At 43.7% G+C, this 20,314-nt stretch carries 15 protein-coding genes; 5 read left to right on the plus strand and 10 right to left on the minus strand.

What is annotated here, in order from left to right; all coding sequences use genetic code 11:
• Positions 1–24 precede the first annotated feature (24 nt).
• The 5 genes from ABR189_RS16350 to ABR189_RS16370 all read right to left on the minus strand — a co-directional run bounded on the left by ABR189_RS16350 (position 25) and on the right by ABR189_RS16370 (position 9,398).
• Positions 25–2,448 carry an ABC transporter permease gene (locus ABR189_RS16350; RefSeq protein ID WP_354661525.1) on the minus strand — a complete coding sequence of 808 codons (2,424 nt, stop codon included), beginning with the start codon at positions 2,446–2,448 and terminating at the stop codon, positions 25–27.
• A gap of 29 nt (positions 2,449–2,477) precedes the next feature.
• Positions 2,478–4,862 (minus strand): ABC transporter permease, encoded by a 2,385-nt coding sequence (locus ABR189_RS16355; protein ID WP_354661526.1) that lies wholly within the window; start codon positions 4,860–4,862, stop codon positions 2,478–2,480.
• Between the two features lie 118 nt (positions 4,863–4,980).
• Positions 4,981–7,380, minus strand: a complete 2,400-nt coding sequence (locus ABR189_RS16360) for an ABC transporter permease (protein ID WP_354661527.1) — start codon at positions 7,378–7,380, stop codon at positions 4,981–4,983.
• Between the two features lie 11 nt (positions 7,381–7,391).
• Entirely contained in the window at positions 7,392–8,081 is a 690-nt protein-coding gene (locus ABR189_RS16365) for an ABC transporter ATP-binding protein (RefSeq protein ID WP_354661528.1), read from the minus strand.
• 69 nt (positions 8,082–8,150) lie between these two features.
• Entirely contained in the window at positions 8,151–9,398 is a 1,248-nt protein-coding gene (locus ABR189_RS16370) for an efflux RND transporter periplasmic adaptor subunit (RefSeq protein WP_354661529.1), read from the minus strand.
• 276 nt (positions 9,399–9,674) lie between these two features.
• Here ABR189_RS16370 and ABR189_RS16375 point away from each other — a divergent pair, with 276 nt between their 5' ends.
• The 5 genes from ABR189_RS16375 to ABR189_RS16395 all read left to right on the plus strand — a co-directional run bounded on the left by ABR189_RS16375 (position 9,675) and on the right by ABR189_RS16395 (position 16,033).
• A complete protein-coding gene (locus ABR189_RS16375; protein WP_354661530.1) occupies positions 9,675–11,015 on the plus strand; it encodes a sigma-54-dependent transcriptional regulator in 1,341 nt (446 codons plus the stop codon).
• Between the two features lie 211 nt (positions 11,016–11,226).
• Positions 11,227–12,561, plus strand: a complete 1,335-nt coding sequence (locus tag ABR189_RS16380) for a sensor histidine kinase (protein ID WP_354661531.1) — start codon at positions 11,227–11,229, stop codon at positions 12,559–12,561.
• 91 nt (positions 12,562–12,652) lie between these two features.
• Positions 12,653–13,333 carry a lysoplasmalogenase gene (locus ABR189_RS16385; protein WP_354661532.1) on the plus strand — a complete coding sequence of 227 codons (681 nt, stop codon included), beginning with the start codon at positions 12,653–12,655 and terminating at the stop codon, positions 13,331–13,333.
• An 82-nt stretch (positions 13,334–13,415) separates the two neighbouring features.
• Positions 13,416–15,014 (plus strand): L-aspartate oxidase, encoded by a 1,599-nt coding sequence (gene nadB / locus ABR189_RS16390; protein WP_354661533.1) that lies wholly within the window; start codon positions 13,416–13,418, stop codon positions 15,012–15,014.
• Positions 15,015–15,160: 146 nt separating this feature from the next.
• Positions 15,161–16,033: a lysophospholipid acyltransferase family protein gene (locus ABR189_RS16395; protein WP_354661534.1), complete on the plus strand. Its 873-nt coding sequence runs from the start codon at positions 15,161–15,163 to the stop codon at positions 16,031–16,033.
• An 87-nt stretch (positions 16,034–16,120) separates the two neighbouring features.
• Here ABR189_RS16395 and ABR189_RS16400 read toward each other — a convergent pair whose 3' ends face one another.
• From ABR189_RS16400 to tsaB, 5 genes are all read right to left on the minus strand, one after another.
• Complete coding sequence (locus ABR189_RS16400; RefSeq protein WP_354661535.1) at positions 16,121–16,495, minus strand: LysM peptidoglycan-binding domain-containing protein; 375 nt, start codon at positions 16,493–16,495, stop codon at positions 16,121–16,123.
• Between the two features lie 19 nt (positions 16,496–16,514).
• Entirely contained in the window at positions 16,515–17,000 is a 486-nt protein-coding gene (locus tag ABR189_RS16405; protein WP_354661536.1) for a BON domain-containing protein, read from the minus strand.
• 310 nt (positions 17,001–17,310) lie between these two features.
• Positions 17,311–18,714, minus strand: a complete 1,404-nt coding sequence (locus ABR189_RS16410) for an MBL fold metallo-hydrolase (RefSeq protein WP_354661538.1) — start codon at positions 18,712–18,714, stop codon at positions 17,311–17,313.
• Between the two features lie 139 nt (positions 18,715–18,853).
• Positions 18,854–19,213 carry an ArsR/SmtB family transcription factor gene (locus ABR189_RS16415; RefSeq protein WP_073084462.1) on the minus strand — a complete coding sequence of 120 codons (360 nt, stop codon included), beginning with the start codon at positions 19,211–19,213 and terminating at the stop codon, positions 18,854–18,856.
• A 419-nt stretch (positions 19,214–19,632) separates the two neighbouring features.
• Positions 19,633–20,307, minus strand: coding sequence for a tRNA (adenosine(37)-N6)-threonylcarbamoyltransferase complex dimerization subunit type 1 TsaB (gene tsaB / locus ABR189_RS16420; RefSeq protein WP_354661539.1), 675 nt, complete (start codon positions 20,305–20,307; stop codon positions 19,633–19,635).
• Positions 20,308–20,314 lie beyond the last annotated feature (7 nt).

A 20,314-nucleotide genomic window follows, 5' to 3' on the forward strand; every position in this document is an offset into this window, starting at 1 on the left:
TCGTTTTGTAATGATATTTTATTCTTACTCTGCATGCAATGATTTAACAGGATTGGCTAATGCTGCTTTAACAGACTGGAAGCTGATCGTAACAAATGCAATAAGCATCGCCAACAAACCCGTTATCGCAAATAGCCACCATTGAATGTCAATACGGTAAGCAAATCCTTTTAACCATTGATGCATGGCAAACCAGGCCAATGGTGCTGCAATGAAAATGGCAATGGCTACCAGTTTGATAAAATCCTTTGCTATCAGCATTACAATGCCATTTACCGAGGCCCCTAAAACCTTCCGGATACCAATCTCCTTTCTTTTTTGAGTAAGCACAAGCAGCGTAACAGCAAATAATCCCATACAGGATATGATAATTGCCAGAATAGCGCCACTCACAAATATCTTTGAAAATCTTGCTTCCCGCCTGTATTGCCGATCAGCATTTTCATCCAGGAAAGATCCTTCGAAGGCCGACTGCGGATTAATTTCCTGCCAGATTTTTTCTACCGTATGCATGGCACCTGCCAGGTTTTTAGGTAATACTCTCACGAAAATGTAATGAGGGTATCCACCATTCTCCTTTGACTGCATATTTATAGTAAGGGGTTCAATATTCTTATGTAGTGATTCAAAATTATAATCCTTTATTACGCCTATGATCTGCACTTTTTCTCCATCACCCAGATCAAGGTAAATGCCAATGGGTTCCTTTTCTCCCAGTTGGGCTACCATCTTCTCATTAATCACAACTGCATTAGAATCATTTCCATAGGTACGTGAAAAATCACGGCCCCCCAATAAGGTAAGTCCCAATGTTTTTGTATAATCATAATCCACGCTCAACCAGTGTGTTTTAACGGCACGGCCTTTATAATCAAAACCCACCCTGGAAGTGCCCAAATGGCCATCCCTGCCACTGCCCAGATTTAATTCACTGGCAGTTATACTTAATACATCCGGCGTTGAGGCCAACCGGTTCCGTAATAAATTGAGCGATTTCCATCCATCCGTTTTGGAATCCACGGGGATACTGATCACCTGCTGTTTGTCAAACCCAAGTGAGCGGGTATGCATATAATTGAGCTGCTGCCAGGCAATGGCAGTACAGCTGATCAATAAAATAGCCACGGCAAATTGCACAATGATCAATCCATTGCGAATATTGCTCTGGCTGCCCATATTGATCTTACCCTTTAAAACCTGTACAATATTAAATCTGGCTACCAGCCATGCCGGATATCCACCTGCTACCAAAGTAATTCCCAGAAACCCCAGGAATAGCACCACTATCAATCTTACATTCTTAAGAATGCCTAAGGATACATTATTACTAAACAGGGTATTAAAGGAGGGTATCAGAAAATAAGCCAATATAACTCCGAAGATCAAAGCAATTCCACATACAATAAATGCCTCACTCCAGAACTGGATAATCAGCTGATTCCGCATTGCTCCCAGTGCTTTACGGAGCCCTATTTCGGCAGATCGTGTAAATGAGCGGGCAATCGAAAGGTTTATAAAATTAATGCTGGAAACCAGGGTAATCATCAATCCCAACCCCACCATTAACCATGGATAAAATTTGCTGGCACCATCACTCAATGGCGTAATCCTATTAAACCGGATATCTTCCAATGGGATTGTTTTTAACAGCACCAATCCTCCTGAAGCGTCCGGCACAGCACCATCTCTTTTGAGATCTCTTATTTTATCTGCGTAATATTTATTAACCAGTGTTTTACTTTGCTGCTCAAAAGCAGTGGCAGTAGTGTGTGGGTTCAGCTGGACAAACACATTATAGGAAGACTGCCCCCAACTATCTTTTGTGGCTGCATAGTCCCGCTGGGTTTCAAAGCGGAGCAGCAAATCAAATTCAATACTCGAATTATCAGGTATATCCTTTGCTATTGCAGCAACCGCAACAGGCATCCAATTATCTCCCTGCTTAATCTTAATGGTTTTGCCTATCGGATCCTCTCCTTTAAAAATATTGTTAGCTATTTTTTCCGTGATCACCACCTGATCTGTTTGACGCAAGGCATCCGCTCCGCTTCCTTTAAGCAATGGATAAGGAAAAACACGCAGAAAGTCAGCGTCTACATACTTCATCAGATACTGATACTCCTGGTCTTTGTATTGCACCAGATTATTCCCACCTACATACCTTGTTACATATTGTACACCGGGGCATTCCTGCTGCAATGCCGGTGCAATGGGTGCGGGCATACTTACATTTTCTTCAGTACGGCCAGGCCAGTGCTCTTCAAAGTATAATTGATGTACCTGCTTCCTGTTTGGCAACATTTTATCGAATGACCATTCCCGGTAAGCTGTTAATAACAACAACAGGGCAGCACAAAATGCTACTGCCATTCCCACAATATTAATGGCTGCAAACAGCTTTTGTTTAAGCAGGTTTCTCCATGCTATTAACAGATAATTCTTGATCATGATATAGTAGTGTTAAGGGAGATACTTGCTTATTCCGTACGCAACGATTTTACAGGATTCACCACGGCTGCTTTTATAGATTGTATAGATACCGTAAGCAATGCAATAAGTATAGCCAATACGCCGGTTAGTATGAAAATCCATACGGATAATGACACCTGATAGGCAAATCCCTGTAACCATTTATGCATGGCCCACCAGGCGATAGGCGTAGCAATAAATACAGCAACGATTACCAGCTTCAGAAAATCCCTGGATAGCAGTAACACAATTCCGCTTACACTGGATCCCAATACTTTTCTGATACCAATTTCCTTGGTACGTTGTCTGGCTACCAGTGATATCAATGCAAATATGCCTGCGCAAGCTATTAATACACTAATAATGGCAAACCAGCTTATTAGCGATAATATGCCCTCTATTTGCTGGTATTGGCGGTTAAATATTTCATCCGCAAAATTGTAAGTAAATGCCTTTCTGGAAGGGATACCCTTAAATTCTTTTTCCAGCATAGCAATTACAGGAGGTGCATCTTTAGGTTTAATACTGATACTCAAAAAGCCTTCTTCAATGCGCATTTCTGTTTTGCCGGCATAAAAATGTATGAGTGGCTCCACCTTGCCTGCCAGCGACTGATAATGATAATCATCTACTACACCAATTACCGGCATTGCTTTATCTCCTCCTTTGGCTCGCAGTGATTTCCCTTCAATACTTGCCCACCCCAACGCTTTCATAGCGGCTTTATTGATTATAACAGCCGACTCATCTGTAGCCATTGATGCAGAAAAATTCCTGCCCTCCAATAGTTTTAACTGATATACATCCAGGTAACCATTGTCGATAGACAACTGCCTTAATCCAACGGTATTGGCATCAGCAGCAGCATCCCCTGGCAAATAGGCATTATAGTTTTCATCATAGCGCCCTGGCACATTTCTTCCGATAGATACTGCTTTTACCTCATCATTATTCTTTAACTCCGAAAGAATATAATTGACATGCCCTTTGGCAGATGGCAGGTCCTTGAAATCAAGCCCAAGATCTACGATTAGTACATTATCTTTATTAAAGTGCACATCCGCGTTCTTCATAAAGTATACCTGTTTTTTTACGATCAGGCTCCCTGCAATGAATATTACCGTAATAACAAACTGCACAATAATAAGCGACTGCCGGGCATGTAATTTTTGCGGGGCAGCCTTTAGTTTTCCTTTTATACTATTAGCCAGTTGAATACTGCTGAGATAAATAGCCGGATATCCTCCTGCTATCAATGTGAGCAGCACGCCTGCGCATAACAGTACAATAATAAAATAGCCATTATAAAGCATGGTTTCCGATAACGCCAAACTACTAAACAGATCATTGAATACCGGCATCAGCATCCAGGCACCCAATATTCCCAATACAATAGCTGTAAACACCACAAGACCTGTTTCAATAAAAAACTGTAATAATACCTGCCCTTTACCTGAACCTAATACCTTCCGGACACCAACCTCACGGGCGCGCGCAAACGCAGCAGCCATATTGAGGTTAATCAGATTAATCATTACCAACAACAGGATAAATAAAGCGATACAGCTCAGTGCGTACCTGTACAACTCAAAGTTAAAACCGCCATACTTCTGCGGATATGATTTAAATGGCAGCAGATATATATAACGATCCTGTGCTGCCTTCACAAAATGCTGCGCTATCAGTTGAGGCAGCTTCTTTTCCAGCTGGGTAGCCGTGGTACCAGGCTTCAGCACTACATATTCTCTGGTGAAACAATTGTACCAATCAGCTATGCCCTTAAATTCAGGGTCATCAGTCAGATGCTGATTGGAAAGTAAAACGGTAGGTCTTATAGTCGAATTGGTGGGGATACTTTTCATTACCGCCGTTACGGTAAACTGGTGTTTATTGTCAAAGGAAATCGTTTGCCCGGTGGGGTCAGAATTACCAAAGAGTTTGGTTGCGACTTCTTCAGACAAGACAATAGATTGTTTATTGTCCAATGCATGTACGGCGTGGCCATACTTAAGCGGGAAAGTAAATACGTCAAAGAAACCGGCATCCACATAGGTAATACTCTCATTCGCTTCTTTATCCTTATATATCAGCCAGCGGCTGTCCCAGGTGTTGATACGGGTACCACTCTCCACCTCAGGATATTGCTGAAGCAATACATCCAGTAGCGGGAAAACATTCCCATCACCTGTTCCCCCATTCTTATCTCCTGTTTCCAGGAGATAAAGCCGGTCCATTTTCTGCTGCAAACTGTCTCTGCTTACAATCTGCTGAACAGCCAGTAACAATAAAATAACACAGATAAGGCCTACGCTAAGACCTAATACATTTACTGAAGTGAATAACTTATGCTTCCATAAGTTGCGCCAGGCTACTTTAAAATAGTTCTTTAACATCGGTAACACTTTAATTAAACCAGGTAAAAAAACAAGCGGTGCGTGTAGATACATGCTCCGTTTCCAATTCACTTGTTATTCTATTCTTGAAGCTTTTTACAGCTATATAATCCTGTGTTTAATCATTCCGCAAACTATTCACCGGGTTGGTCGTAACGGCGGTGCAAGTTTGCGAAATAATTGCCAGTAATGCAATACCCATCAATAATAAAAAGCTGCCTAAAAGTGTACCTATACCTAAAGACACACGATATGCAAATAGTTGCAAGAACATATTTCCACCCAAAAAGCCCAATGGTAGGGCTATCAGGCCTGCAATTACTATCAGCTTTAAATAATTACGGGATAATAACATGATAAGATTACGGGTACCCGCCCCCATCACTTTGCGGATACTGATTTCCTTACGGCGGGTTTGTGTGGTATACCCCACGATGCCCAATAACCCAAGGGCAGCAATCACGATGGTCATAAAGGCCAGGAAGGAAATGGTATAAAGCATTCCTTTTACCTCTATCTGTTTCAGTAATTCCTGGTCAAACCAGCCATAGGTAAATGTTTTCATGGGATGCTGCTCCTTCCATAAGGGAGCAATGGCCGCCAGCAGCTGCTCCCTGTTGGCCGCAGGGTTTACCCCTACCTGGATCAGCCGGATATCAGCCGGATGGTAACGTAGTGCCATTGGCGAAATCGGACGTTCTATGGGCTGAAAATTGAAGTCCTTCAAGACCCCTAAAATATTAACCCGGGTAGAATCATTTAGCCACAATGGCTGACCAATAGCCGCAGCAGCCGTTTTGATATGCAGGGCATGCAGGGCACTTTCATTCACAATAACATACTGCTCCTGTTCTCCGTTAGCATTATCAGGAAAAGTACTTCCTGCCAGCAATTTCAGGCCCATATTCCGGATAAAGTCTCCATCAGTCATGAAATAATTCATACTCACAGCGGTGGCCGCCGCATCTGTTTTTACTTCAAAGGAAGCGCCATACTTATTCCCCAGAAAACTGGAGGTGCCAGACACAATCTCTACACCAGGTACCTGCTGTAGCCGGTTTTTCAACAAAGTATAGCTCCCCTCCTCTAATGGAATATTGAGAATATCCTTTTGCCGGAATCCATAATCCATAGTGGCTTTAAGATCGAACTGCCGGTAAACGGTGGTGACCAGGATCGTTACTACCATGGATAATGCAAACTGGGCTACTATTAAGCTCTTCCGAAGGCTCAAAGCACCTAAAACCTTCATCTCCGACATACTTTTCAAAACCCTTACAGGCTGGAAAGAAGATAGTGCCCACGCTGGTAATACGCCTGCAAGCAATCCGGTGAATACACTAAATAATACAAACCAGCCTATCATCACTATATCCAGGGGCACATCAGGTACTATTTCCCGGCTAAAATCATTTTGCATAACGCCCCATAACAACCCCAACGCAAATACCAGGGCCAATAACGCCATAAGTACCGATTCAGTAATAAACTGGATAAAAATCTGGTATCGCTGCGCCCCGATTACTTTACGTACCCCTACCTCTTTGGCCCGGTAAAGGGAACGAACAATGGATAAATTGGTATAATTAAAGCAGGCTGATAATAAGATGATAAAGGCTACTCCAATTACTGCCAGCAGCTTTCCCCAGGTAGTTCCTTTGTTTATATCGTTATATAAATCCCCTGAAGGGGTAATATGGTTAAGCTGCTGGGGCACAAATGCAATGCTACCCGATTGCTGGCCTTCTACTTTATCATAACGTTTAACAATACTACTTAAAGCGCTTTCCAGCTTGGATGCTGCTACACCGGGTTTTAACAGTACATATACATACGAGTCATTTGCATTGTTCCAGTTATCCAGCCGGTCGGGAAGCAGACCGCTTTTTTCCAGCAGGGGTACTGAAGAAATGGATGCAATGGCATCCAGGTCAATATGTGATTTAGTGGGTGGGTCCTGTAATACCCCCGTTACCGTATAAGTACCCTTCTGTTCAAAATGAAGCACCTGCCCAACTGCATTTTGCGTTCCAAAAAAACGCGCTGCAGTCGCCTTACTTAGTATAATACTATTGGGGGCGGCAAGGGCTGTTTGTTCATTACCAGCTGCCAGCCGGAAACCAAATACTTTAAAAAAAGAAGGCTCAGAGAAAGCTCCTCTTACATAAAGGTCTTTTTTGCCGGTGCTTATGCCGGCATTCTCATTCAATACGGTATATAAACGTACCGTTTGGGAGGCAATACCATAATCTGTCAACAGGCTGCCTGCCAGGGGTAATGGAGCTCCTGCCAGCGGAAACACCCTGCCATCCGGCGTTTTAACCGGAGAAGTGATCCGGTAAGTACGGTTAGGGTAAGGATGAAAAGTATCGTAACTGAACTGTTCCCTGGTACTCATCAAGGCAAGAAGACATACCGCCATGCTGAGGGCAAGTCCAAAAATATTAATGAAAGCAAATAACTTTTGCTTCCTCAGATTCCGGAATGCGATAATGACATATCTTTTAAATAGGAGCACAGGCTAAACAATTATACGTGAAACTGTTCCTTGATATTTTCTGTTACTACCCTGCCATCAAACAGGTTAATAATACGATGGGCAAATCCTGCATCATAAGGCGAGTGTGTTACCATGATCAGGGTAGTACCTGCTTCATTCAGTTCCTGCAGTAACTTCATCACCTCTTCTCCATTGGTAGAATCAAGGTTACCGGTAGGCTCATCCGCCAGGATCATTTTAGGGTTAGCTACTACCGCGCGGGCAATAGCTACTCTTTGTTGCTGCCCTCCTGATAGCTGTTGCGGGAAGTGATTCCGGCGGTGCATAATATTCATACGTTCCAGTACCTTCTCTACCTTCTCTTTCCTTTCACTGGCAGGCACCTTCAGATATAATAAAGGCAGTTCTACATTTTCAAATACTGTCAGCTCATCAATCAGATTAAAACTCTGGAATACAAAACCAATAGACCCTTTACGCAATTGTGCACGCTGACGCTCACTCATCCTGGCTACTTCCTTGTCCCAGAAATGATACTCCCCGTCACTGGGATTATCCAGTAACCCCAGGATATTTAACAACGTGGATTTACCGCAACCGGAAGGACCCATGATAGCCACAAACTCGCCATCCTGCACTTCCATATTAATACCATTCAGCGCTGTAGTTTCTACTTCCTCTGTAGTAAATAATTTTTGTAAGTTAACCGTGCGTATCATGTGATTTTAGTATTTATATTTTTTATTGATAAGACTTTGAAAATGCCGTTTCAGCATAAATCAATTTAATTAAAAAGCCAATACATCCTTGTTACCAAAATTCTCATAGGAAGATGTAATAACCTGTTCTCCCGGTTGTAACCCTTCCAGTACTTCGTAGAACATAGGGTTTTTGCTACCCAGTACAATGTTCCGCTTTACGGCTCGTTTGCCTCCCTTATCCACCACATAAACCCAATTACCACCGGTATCGGAGAAAAATCCGCCTACCGGCAGTAATATAGCGGTTGTAGCCTTACCTAATTCGAGGCGGATAGGAGAGGATTGTCCACGGCGAATACCGTCCGGTGTTTCTTTTTCAAAATTCATATCTACTTCAAACCGGCCGTTTTTCACTTCGGGATATACTTTAGTCGTAACCATATCATAATTTTTCCCGCTGAACTCAAAGGTGGCTTTTAAGCCTGGAAATACCCGGGAAATATAGTGTTCATCAATTTCTGCCCGCATTTTAAAGCCATTCAGATCATCAATCTGCCCGATATTCTGTCCGGCAGTAATACTCGAACCCACTTCTACATTGATGGAAGACAGTTGTCCATCTACCGGGGCACGTACCAGCAGGTTATTCAGATTATTTTTCATGAGTTGCAGGTTTAGCTGGGTACGGTTAATAGTACCTTCAAGCTGGATGATCTGCATTCTGGAGTTTTCATTCTGGTAACTCTGAGACTCCATTTCTATCTCCCGTTGTCTTAACAATCCTTCATATTCAAACTTATTTTTATTGAAGTCCTGTTGTGCAATGATCTTTTCATCTACCAGTTGTTTATTACGGTCGTACAGGTCTTTTGCCTGGCTGATCTGTGCATCGAAGGTGGCCAGCTTCTGCTGCATGGCAAAACGATCTTGTTTTAAACGCAGCTTTGTATTCTGCAGTTCATTGATCAACCGGTACATTTCCGTTTCACTCTTTACAAAGTCCATGATCATATGCTGGTTTTCCAGCCTTAAGATGGAATCTCCCTTTTTTACCATGCTTCCTCCTTCCAGGTATTTCTGGCTCACATATCCACCTTCAATAGCGTCCAGGTGGATAGTCTTTAATGGTTGTACTACTGCGGTTACTGCGATATATACTTCAAAGGTACCTTTGCTGACAGTGGATATAGTGATCTTATCTTTTTCTACATTGAGGGTAGCCCGGTGATCGGCAAAAATGAGGTTATACAACAAAAGCAACACTAATACGCCTCCCCCACTAATCATTAACAGGCGCTTTTTAGACCAAAACTTCTTTTCTATTTTTCTATCCATGATATTTCAGAACATTTGCTGTGAGGGTTAGCCAATCAATATGCCAAAACCCTAAATCGCTTACCAGTAAGCATTTCGGGGAAAAAGCCCTTAAAAAAACGTCCTTTGCCGGACAAGCTGTGTCCGATAATGAACAATTTTGTAATCCCCTGAATTTAGGCGCTTACAGGAAAAAATCTTTGTTTAATATTGCTATAGCCACATTTCCCGGCTTCGCATTCTAAAAATGGCCTGTTGGGAACGTTGTTTGCAGGAGTGCTTTTAATTAAAAATATTATGACAGTTACACAACCCGGAAAAATACTGATCGTAGACGACGATGTAGATGTGCTCCGTGCGGCACGCTTGTTATTAAAAAGGCACTTCGAACAGGTTGATTTTGAAAAGAATCCCCAAAAGATCCCATACCTGGTTTCCAACTTCGAGTATGACGTGATTTTGCTGGACATGAACTTTACCCGCGACCTCAGCAGCGGCAAGGAAGGTTTTGAATGGCTGGACAGAATCCTCGATATCAACCCGGAAATAGCGGTAGTTATGTTCACCGCCTATGGGGATGTGGAAATGGCGGTGCGTGCCATAAAAGCCGGGGCGGTAGACTTTGTCCTCAAACCCTGGGAAAACGAAAAACTGCTGGCCACTATACAGTCGGCCTTCAATAAACGTGCTGCTAAAAAAGAGAAAACGGCGCCTGCTCCGGATAATCTCCTGGTGGGTAAAAGCCCTGCCATGCAACAGGTATTTGACACCGTTTCCAAAGTGGCCGGTACCGATGCCAATATCCTGATACTGGGTGAAAACGGTACCGGCAAGGATATGCTGGCCCGTCATATCCACCGGGAATCCCTGCGGCATGATAAACCTTTTGTGAGTGTAGACCTGGGTGCTATCAGCGAAACCCTCTTCGAAAGTGAATTGTTTGGTCATGTTAAAGGAGCTTTTACAGATGCCCGGGAAGACCGTGTTGGCCGCTTTGAAGAAGCCAACGGCGGCACCATTTTCCTGGATGAAATTGGTAATATCTCCATCCCATTCCAGGCCAAACTGCTCACCGTACTGCAAAACAGGTCTATCACCAGGGTAGGCTCCAACAAACTGGTACCTATAGATGTAAGATTGATCTGTGCAACCAATCGCAATATCCAGCATATGGCGGCCCAACATCTCTTCCGGCAGGATTTACTGTACCGTATCAATACCATTGAAATACACCTTCCTCCCCTTCGCGAACGGCAGGAAGATATTATTGCCCTGGCAGAACACTTCCTGCAGATGTACCGCGATAAATACAAACGCCCGGTAAATAGCCTGCACGAATCACTGGCTCAGCAATTAATTCAATATAACTGGCCGGGGAATATCAGAGAATTGCAACATGCTATGGAACGTGCTGTAATACTCTCCCAGGGCAAAGTATTACAGCCCAAGGATGTGTTCGTTAAAAATCCTGCTTCGGCAGATGAAACCCTCAATACCGGCTATAACCTGGAAGAGATGGAACGCAACATTATCACCCAGGCTATGAAAAAATGTAATGGCAACATTACGGAAGCTGCCCGGGAACTGGGCCTCAGCAGAGCAGCACTTTATAGAAGGCTGGAAAAATATAACTTATAAGCTGTTAGCTGTTGGCTATTAGCTATTAGCTATTAGCTTAATGCAGCGGTTGATAATGTTATAACAGGTGTATGGCTAATAATTTATCTTTGAAACATTTTATTTATTCGCTCCAATAAGCTAACGGCTAACAGCTTTAATCACTCGCTGCATTAAGCTAACAGCCAACTGCTAAAAGCTAACCGCTCAAAAAATTGAACCGCTCAAAAAATTGAATCGCTTCAGCATAAATATCTTATTACGCTTACTGCTGCTTACCCTTACAATAGGCGGCAGTATGTGGTTGTGGTACAATGCCATCCCAGCGATGGCACTCGTACTCATACCGGTCATTATTATACAGATCGGTGGCATATACCACTACCTCAACAGAGTGAACAGAAAGCTCACCCTATTCCTGGAATCTATCCGTTATGAGGATTTCTCTATCCGGTTCAGTGCGGATAATAAACTGGGAAAAAGCTTTCAGGCCCTGAATTACCAATTCAATGAAGTGCTCGAGGCTTTCCGGCAAACCCGGGCGGAGAAAGAAGCGAATCTCAAATATATTGATACCATCGTACAACATATCAGTATAGGGGTATTGTCGTTTGACATGGAGGGAAAAATAGAACTGATCAACCCTGCTGCTTTCCGGCTACTGGGCATCTACCGCCTGCGTAATATTGCTGAGCTGAAAACACTTCACCCTGGCCTGGCCGAGTTACTAATGGAGTTACATTCCGGCAACAAAATACTATACCGCACCCAACAGGAACAACAGCTATCCATCAATGCCGCTACAGTAAGATTGCAGGGCCGGTTAGTAAAGCTGATCTCCCTGCAGAATATCCATTCGGAGCTGCAGCAGAAAGAGCTGGAAGCCTGGCAAAACCTGACCAAGATACTCCGCCATGAGATCATGAATTCCGTAACACCTATTGTATCCCTGATTGGCACCATGCGCGAAATCGTAGACCTCGACATTGCCCCCGACATGCAGCATCCTGAAGCTATTGCCGATTTACGGGAAGCGCTGGAAACCGTGGAAAGCCGCAGCAAGGGCATTATGAACTTCGTAAATGCTTACCGGGATTATACCACCCTGCCCAAACCACAGTTTACAACCGTAAATGTAAAAACGCTGATCACCTCGGTGAGTAATCTGCTGCTCCCGGAATTAAAACAGGCAGGTATTACTTTCCAGACAGATGTACAGGCGGAAAACATGGAACTGCATGCCGACATTGCACAACTCCAGATGGTATTAATCAACCTGGTCAAAAATGCCATGGATGCCCTGGAACACTATCAGGAGCCTACCATCCTCCTGAAAGCATATATCAATACCCTCCAGCAGATATGCATAGAAGTAACAGATAATGGCCCCGGCATTGATGCAGATGCCATGAATAAGATCTTCATTCCTTTTTTTACCACCAAGAAAAAAGGCTCCGGCATAGGCCTCAGTTTATCCCAGCAAATTATCCAACTGCATGGAGGCCAGCTGAAAGTGAGTAGCCTTAACGATAAAGGGACTACGTTTTATATCCTGTTTAACAACTAAAGGAATCTTCCTGAGTTTTATCATCCTAAACGCTCCGCTTCGCATTTCGGGCCAGATTGGTTATCTTGTAGTATAAAGCCATCATATTCCCATGCTGAAATCCATCTGGTTAGTCCTTTACTTTATCACACTGCTGGCAGATCTTATTTTCGTTGGTTTTGACATGGGAGCCATCCGTTTTACTTCCAAGCCTTTATTGATGGTCCTGCTGGCATTATACTTTATGAGCAATACCGGCCATGTCCGCGCAATATACCGTTACCTTCTCCTGGCAGCGCTTGCCTTTTCTTTTGGGGGTGATGTATTGCTGATGTTTGATGGGAGGGGCATGACATTTTTTATAGCCGGGCTAGGCAGTTTCCTGCTGGCACATATGATGTATATCCTTTTTTTCCTCAAAATCAGGTATACCAACGATCCCCGCCCCGATTGCCATTATTTTGCGGCCTTTATCACCGAGGCCATCGTGATTGCTTTTATATTTTTTATGTTGCCGTACCTGGGTGATATGACCATTCCGGTAATCATATACGCGATTGGCATTTCCTTTACCCTGTTATGCGCACTCCATGCTTTCCGGTTACAGCAGCAAACAGCAGGCTGGTACTGTATACTAGGTGCTATACTATTCATCATCTCCGACTCCCTGATTGCCGTCGGTAAATTCTATCAACCCATCCCCCTGGGAGGAGTACTGGTAATGCTTACCTATGGATTAGCACAGGCTGGTCTGGTATATGGCAGTACAAGGTATTTGAATTCCCGTGTTTAAGTGTAATTTTGATCTGTGCTTGTAATTACCAGCCGGTAATTACATACATACCATTTGTTATCACTGGTGTTTATAAATTGTTATGCAACAAGTTGACTTTTTAGTGATTGGTTCGGGTATTGCGGGACTTACCTATGCGCTCAAAGTATCACAACAATATCCGGATAAGACGATTACCATTATTACTAAAACCCGGGAGGATGAAACCAACACCAAATATGCACAGGGTGGTGTAGCCGTGGTAAATGACCTGGAAAATGACAGTTTTGAAAAGCATATAGAGGACACGCTTATTTCCGGCGATGGGCTTTGTAACCCTCATACGGTAGAAATAGTGGTGCGGGAAGGGCCTGATAGGGTTAATGAGATCATCGAATGGGGTACTAATTTTGATAAGAACCCCGATGGCGAATTCTCCTTAGGACGGGAAGGCGGTCATTCCGAATTCCGGGTCATACACCATAAAGACGTTACCGGCAAAGAGATAGAACGGGCGCTCCTGGCTGCTATCCATCGCAGACCCAATATCAGACTGGTAACCCACTGCTTTGTTGTAGACCTGATTACCCAACACCACCTCGGTTACCTGGTGACCAAATCCACTCCGGACATTGCCTGCTATGGCGTGTATGTGCTGAACCTGGAAACAAAACAAATAGAAAAAATACTTTCTAAAATTACCCTGCTGGCTACAGGTGGCAACGGACAGGTATACCGGAGTACTACCAATCCTATCATTGCTACCGGCGATGGGGTGGCCATGGTATATCGTGCTAAAGGCAGGATAGAAAATATGGAATTTATCCAGTTTCATCCCACCGCTTTATACCAGCCGGGAGAAAGCCCTTCCTTCCTGATCACGGAAGCGGTACGGGGTGATGGCGGTATCTTACGTAATATCCACGGCGAGGATTTTATGCATAAATATGACGCCCGCCTGTCACTGGCTCCCCGCGATATTGTGGCCCGCGCAATAGACAGTGAGATGAAGATCACCGGTACCGAGCACGTATACCTCGATTGCCGGCATATGGATATAGACAAGTTCATTCACCATTTCCCTAACATCTATGAAAAATGTAAATCCATAGGCATAGATGTACAAAAAGATATGATCCCGGTATCACCGGCCGCACACTACAGCTGCGGTGGTATTAAAACCAATGAATGGGGGCTTACCTCTATCAGCAATCTGTATGCCTGCGGCGAATGTGCCAGTACCGGACTGCATGGGGCTAACCGGCTGGCCTCCAATTCCCTGCTGGAAGCAATGGTATTTGCGCATCGCTGTTTCCTGGATGCTACCCGGAAAATTGACAGTATCACCTTTGAGGAATCAGTACCCGACTGGGATGCAAGAGGTACTACCGTGCCACGTGAAATGATTCTGATCACCCAGAGCCTGAAAGAACTAAAACAGATCATGAGCGACTATGTAGGGATTGTGCGTACCAATGTGCGTTTACAACGTGCCTTACGCCGGCTGGATATCCTGCATGAAGAAACGGAAGATCTGTACGAAAAAACAGAAGTATCTCCCCAGCTGTGCGAACTGCGTAACCTGATCACAGTGGGCTATCTGATTGTAAAAGGTGCCGCCTTCCGTAAAGAAAGCAGAGGCCTGCATTACAATACCGATTATCCATACAAGTGCGAACTGGTACAAAATATTGTGCTGTAATAAAAGTCCAAAGCTGATTACGTTTATAACAAAACGTAATCAGCTTTTCTTCTCCTGCCCTATCTTCTTACTTATTCTTTTCCTAAAGCTCATCACTTTCATCTCTTTAGTATCTTTGCACATTGCGTTTGTAATTTACTGCTGAAATGTATTACCTCCTTCTAATATGTTGTTACGCCATTTCCATCATCCCCCTCCGCTTATTGTACATACTAAGTGACGGGCTTTACGTGCTGATGTATTATGTGATTGGCTATCGTAAAAGTGTGGTAAAGGCTAATATGCGCCAGGCTTTCCCGGAAAAAACAGCGGAAGAAATCACCCTGCTGGCTAAAAAATATTATCATAACCTCACAGATATGATGGTAGAAACCATCAAGCTGCTCACCATGCGCAAGGCTGATCTGCAACGCAGGTTCGACTGCGACCTTACCGTTTTGCATGAGTTGTATAAAAAGGGGAAAAGCTGTCAGCTACACCTGGGACATAATTTCAACTGGGAATGGGCGAACCTCTTTTGTATGCAGGGGGTACAATTTCCTTTCCTGGTAGTGTATATGCCTATTACCAACAAAGCCGTAGACCGTATGTTCCGCCATTTCAGGGAAAAATTCGGGAGTACCCTGATCCGCGCAGACGATATGCGAAACAGTATGGCCCCCTGGCTGCAAAAGCAATATCTTATTGCGCTGGTAGCCGATCAGAACCCCGGAAACCCACGCAGATGTTACTGGTACCCTTTCCTCAATAAAATGACACCTTTCTATAAAGGCCCGGAAATGTCGGCAAAGCGCCATAATATCCCGGTCGTATTTGCAGATATCCGGAAAGTAAAACGTGGTTATTATAAAGCGGAACTTAAGCTGATGTTTGAAGAACCCGTACATGAGCCGGAAGGAAAGATTACAGAAGCATTTGTGCGATTTCTGGAGAAAAATATTCATGAGCAGCCGGAGGTATGGGTATGGAGCCACCGGAGGTGGAAACATATATATGAAGAGCATGTGGTGCACCACTAGCCCTGCGGTGAATGCATTAAAAAAGCATCGTCTCAAACGGACGATGCTTTTTTATTTAACCCGGTACAACATTATTTCAGCTGTACGTTAGGAGGGTATTTTTAATTTCTGACCGGGGTGTATCAAATTAGGATCCTTGATCTGATCTTTATTGGCATTATAAATATCCTGCCAGGATATGCCGGGGTAGTTTTTAGCGATCTTGCTGAGGCTGTCGCCGGATTTCACTTCGTAGGTCTGATCACCACCACCTGCTGCTACAGCAATGTTCATTACCAGGTCGGCAGCCCGCATTTCAGGGTCAATTTTTTCATACGTACTCCATAAATTATCTTTTACGGTAGCTGAAGGCGCTGTGCCATCAAGGTACAGCACACCGTCCTGTTCTCTTACCTGCAAGCCTGTAACGCCGGCACTGTTAGCCTGGCCGATCAGTTCCTGATATTTATCTTGTAAGCCCATGGTAGTATGTTTTTAAGGGTTATTTCAATGTAAGTTTATTCACTACTTTCTTAGGTTTGGATTCCTGTGCTGTTTGCATAATCTTGCGCAGATCGCTTTTCTTGGCAGAGCCACTCAGGGTTACTTCTCCATCCATTGCGGTAACGGTAATACCGGAAAATCCCGCAGCGCTGAAAGCAGAGTCCAGTGTCTTTTTCAGGATGTCGTCAGGATTAATCGTTACCGGGGGCATCGGTGGTTCCGGTGCTTTTACCGTAATGTTGTTGCTAACAGATTTTACGCCACTTACACCTGCAAGCGCACTTTCTGCTGCTGCACGGGCTGCTTCATCTGATACCTCTCCGCTCAGGGTAACTACACCACCTTTTACTTCAGCGGTAATACCAGGACTTGCACTTAGTTTTTCATTTACTGCCTGTTGTATTTTGCTGTCGGAAGGTTTACAGGCAAATAGCAGTACGCCCATCGACAGCAAACAGGCGGCTAATAAAGATTTAATTTTCATGGCTAATAATTTTCTAAGAAGTTAACAAATACTGTGCTAACCGGCAACTATTTCTGCCTTTAACTAATTGTTAATCAGCACTTCAAATGACTGGGTTTGATAACAGGCAATTCATATGCCAGGGAAAGATAACCGTTAATAGGGCCACCCTGTGGACTTACATCCTATCCTTTTCAAAAGTATCCTTGCTATAATTTTAATATATTTTAACTTATCAGCATACCAGAAAAAATAACCGGGAAAGGCTAAATAAAAACGGCGGACTGATCAGTCCGCCGCCATATAGGATTCAAAATGTGGTGCAACATCATCAGTTCAGCACATTCTTTTCTTTTTCAAACTTCAATCTTGTTTCTTCCTTCAGTTTGTTATAGCCACCTTCTATATTCCGGAGATTGTGAATACCTTCTTTTTTCAGGATAGAGCAGGCAATAATGCTGCGGTATCCACCCTGACAATGTACATACAGGTTAAGGTGCTCATCAAAATGCGCCAGACTGCCGGGATCCATCATATCTCCCAGGGCTACGTTTACCGCATCTTTAACATGCCCGTCGGCAAACTCTGCCGGCTTACGGACATCCACTACTACCAGGTTTTCATCGTGTGGCATATCCATGGCCAGCTCGTCTGCTTCTACAGATATGATCATATCTGTTTTTTCACCCGCTTCCACCCAGGCATTATAACCACCGTTCAGATAACCGGATACGTTATCAAATCCTACTCTGGCCATACGCACAATAGTTTCTTCTTCCTTACCAGCCTCTGTAACCAGTATTATTTCCCGGTCGAAAGGCAACAGGCTGCCGGCCCATTCTGCAAAGCGGCCTTCCAGCCCGATGCTGATAGCAGATGGTACAAATCCATCAGCAAATGTATTGGCATGGCGGGTATCCAGTACCAATGCGCCGGCCTGTATCTTTTCCTTAAAGGCTGCTACCGTAAGAGGCTGCAACCCTTTTTCCAATACTGCCTGCAAGGCATCATATCCTTCCTTGTTTATTTTCGCATTGATAGGAAAATAAGAAGGTGGCGTAGTAAGACCGGAAGTCAGCTCCTGAATAAACTGTGCTTTATCGCTGGCCAGTAAGGCGTAGTTGGTACTTTTCTGATCACCGATGGTGCTGTAAGTTTCAGGACCCAGATTTTTGCCACAGGAAGATCCCGGACCATGTGCAGGATACACAATCACCTCATCAGGCAATCCCTTGATCTTGCTGTTCAGTGAATCAAACAGCATCCCTGCCAGCTCTTCCTTGCTCAGGTTGCCACTGAACAGATCAGGACGGCCTACATCTCCTACAAACAAGGTATCACCGGTAAATATGCAATATGGCTCCCCGTTTTCATCGAACAACAAATAACAGGTAGATTCCAGTGTATGCCCTGGCGTATGCAGCACTTTCAGTGTCAGATGTCCGATGCTGAATTGCTGACCATCCTTGGCTACCGTTACCGGAAAGTTAGTCACCGCATCCGGCCCGTAAATAATAGGAGCGCCGGTAGCTTTTGCCAGATCCAGATGGCCTGACACAAAATCTGCATGAAAATGCGTTTCGAAAATATATTTAATGGTAGCATTACGTTCCCTGGCGAGATCCAGGTATACATCTATATCCCTTACAGGATCTATTACAGCTGCCACACCTTCCGATTCAATAAAATAGGCGGCTTCCGACAGGCAGTTTGTATACAATTGCTTTACAAACATGGTTTTTGATTTCCGCGAATTTACGAATAATCTCCTGCCTGCACTTATGGATAAAATCTATACCAAAATAAAAAAGTAGCCGTATGGCTACTTTTTTATATACTTTTTCATTGGTTTCCCCACCAATAGTTTACTAACATTATCCTACCAGTTCTTCTACGAACTTAGCCACTTCAGCAATACGCTGCTTGTTGATGGTGTAGTGAATGAATTTTCCATCTCTTTCTGTGATTACAATGCCTGCCCGCCGTAATATGGCAAGATGCTGCGATGCTACTGACTGCTCAAGACGCAATTTCACGTAGATCTCGGTCACTGTCATTTTTTTATGGTCCTCCAGCAGCTTGATCATCTGCTGGCGCAGCTTATGGTTAATAGCACGCAAAACCATAGCAGCCTTTTTGACGGCAATGTAATCCAATTTGATCTGGTCTTTTTCATTGTTACCTCTAGAAATAATAAGAGTATTAGAAGAGGTTGTTAATAATGTTTTTTCCATCGCATAATAGTTTTAAAAAAATGATGAAATGAAAGGGATCAACGGACAGTAAACCCATTTTTGTTAGACAACAATACCGGGTATCGATTTACACAAAATTATAATATCTGTCACAATAAAAAAAATTTCTATACCTTAATTTTTAATATATAACCGTCGTTACTTGCAAATAAGGTGTAATTTGACCTTCATATGACAAATCAAACGCATGTGCTAGGATATTTTCATGATTTCGGGGCAGATTTCGCCCGGGAAATGGTTAGTGTGGGATCAGCCTTACCTGACATAGTTGAAAATACACCTCAAAAAGGTATTTTCCTAATAAAAAACCGGTTCAAATGATACCTGCTAGATTAAAGTAGCGGCATATTCTCCCCCTTTGTATAATAATGATGATAAATAATCAAGCGTAATACGTTTTACTTGGCAGGAAAGTAAAATGGTTTTAAATAAAAAGGACTAAAGTAAGCTACATCCGCAAAATGCTGTTGTGCAAAGGCTGCTTCTGATAAGGATATCATGTGTTCTGCACTGATATGGTAAGGTACAAATAGGGCATGTGGATGTGGTGCTGACAACTGCTCCCATTTCATACTACCGTCACCGAAAAAATAAACCTTCTTTTCTTCCAGCCAGGTATGATAAGCATCCGGTGTGAGGATAAGTGCTTCCGGCGGTTTTACATCATGTCCGGCATAGTCGTAGATAGCAGTATATACTTCCTGACGGCGCGCATCCAGCATAGGACAATAATAAGCCGTATCATCCTGTAGTTCGCTACGTTTGCCCTGTGCCATCATTTGCAGGGTAGAAATGGCCAGCAACGGTTTTCCCCATGCATAACACAACCCTTTGGCTGTAGCTACGCCCACCCGCAGGCCCGTATAGGACCCAGGGCCTGCACTCACTGCAATCGCATCCAGCTGGCCGGGGGTTATTTGTTGCCTGGCTAATATTTCTTTTACAAACAAGGTGATGGCGGCCGCGTGATCTTGCTGCTTTTCATTTACCATGGTTTGCAATGGCTGGCTATCCCGTGCCAGACAAACAGAGCCAATGGTTGTTGCAGTATCAATATTCAATATTAGTGCCATATGACCC

This window comes from Chitinophaga sp. H8, from assembly GCF_040567655.1.
Classification (GTDB): Bacteria; Bacteroidota; Bacteroidia; order Chitinophagales; family Chitinophagaceae; genus Chitinophaga; species Chitinophaga defluvii.

Excerpts from the sequence above, each read along its gene's own strand:
- ABR189_RS16415 (WP_073084462.1), bottom strand. The coding sequence starts at position 19,213 with ATGGAAAAAACATTATTAACAACCTCTTCTAATACTCTTATTATTTCT.
- tsaB (WP_354661539.1), bottom strand. The coding sequence starts at position 20,307 with ATGGCACTAATATTGAATATTGATACTGCAACAACCATTGGCTCTGTT.
- ABR189_RS16395 (WP_354661534.1), top strand. The coding sequence starts at position 15,161 with ATGTATTACCTCCTTCTAATATGTTGTTACGCCATTTCCATCATCCCC.
- nadB (WP_354661533.1), top strand. The coding sequence starts at position 13,416 with ATGCAACAAGTTGACTTTTTAGTGATTGGTTCGGGTATTGCGGGACTT.
- ABR189_RS16365 (WP_354661528.1), bottom strand. The coding sequence starts at position 8,081 with ATGATACGCACGGTTAACTTACAAAAATTATTTACTACAGAGGAAGTA.
- ABR189_RS16405 (WP_354661536.1), bottom strand. The coding sequence starts at position 17,000 with ATGAAAATTAAATCTTTATTAGCCGCCTGTTTGCTGTCGATGGGCGTA.
- ABR189_RS16400 (WP_354661535.1), bottom strand. The coding sequence starts at position 16,495 with ATGGGCTTACAAGATAAATATCAGGAACTGATCGGCCAGGCTAACAGT.
- ABR189_RS16350 (WP_354661525.1), bottom strand. The coding sequence starts at position 2,448 with ATGATCAAGAATTATCTGTTAATAGCATGGAGAAACCTGCTTAAACAA.
- ABR189_RS16355 (WP_354661526.1), bottom strand. The coding sequence starts at position 4,862 with ATGTTAAAGAACTATTTTAAAGTAGCCTGGCGCAACTTATGGAAGCAT.
- ABR189_RS16385 (WP_354661532.1), top strand. The coding sequence starts at position 12,653 with ATGCTGAAATCCATCTGGTTAGTCCTTTACTTTATCACACTGCTGGCA.
- ABR189_RS16370 (WP_354661529.1), bottom strand. The coding sequence starts at position 9,398 with ATGGATAGAAAAATAGAAAAGAAGTTTTGGTCTAAAAAGCGCCTGTTA.
- ABR189_RS16410 (WP_354661538.1), bottom strand. The coding sequence starts at position 18,714 with ATGTTTGTAAAGCAATTGTATACAAACTGCCTGTCGGAAGCCGCCTAT.
- ABR189_RS16375 (WP_354661530.1), top strand. The coding sequence starts at position 9,675 with ATGACAGTTACACAACCCGGAAAAATACTGATCGTAGACGACGATGTA.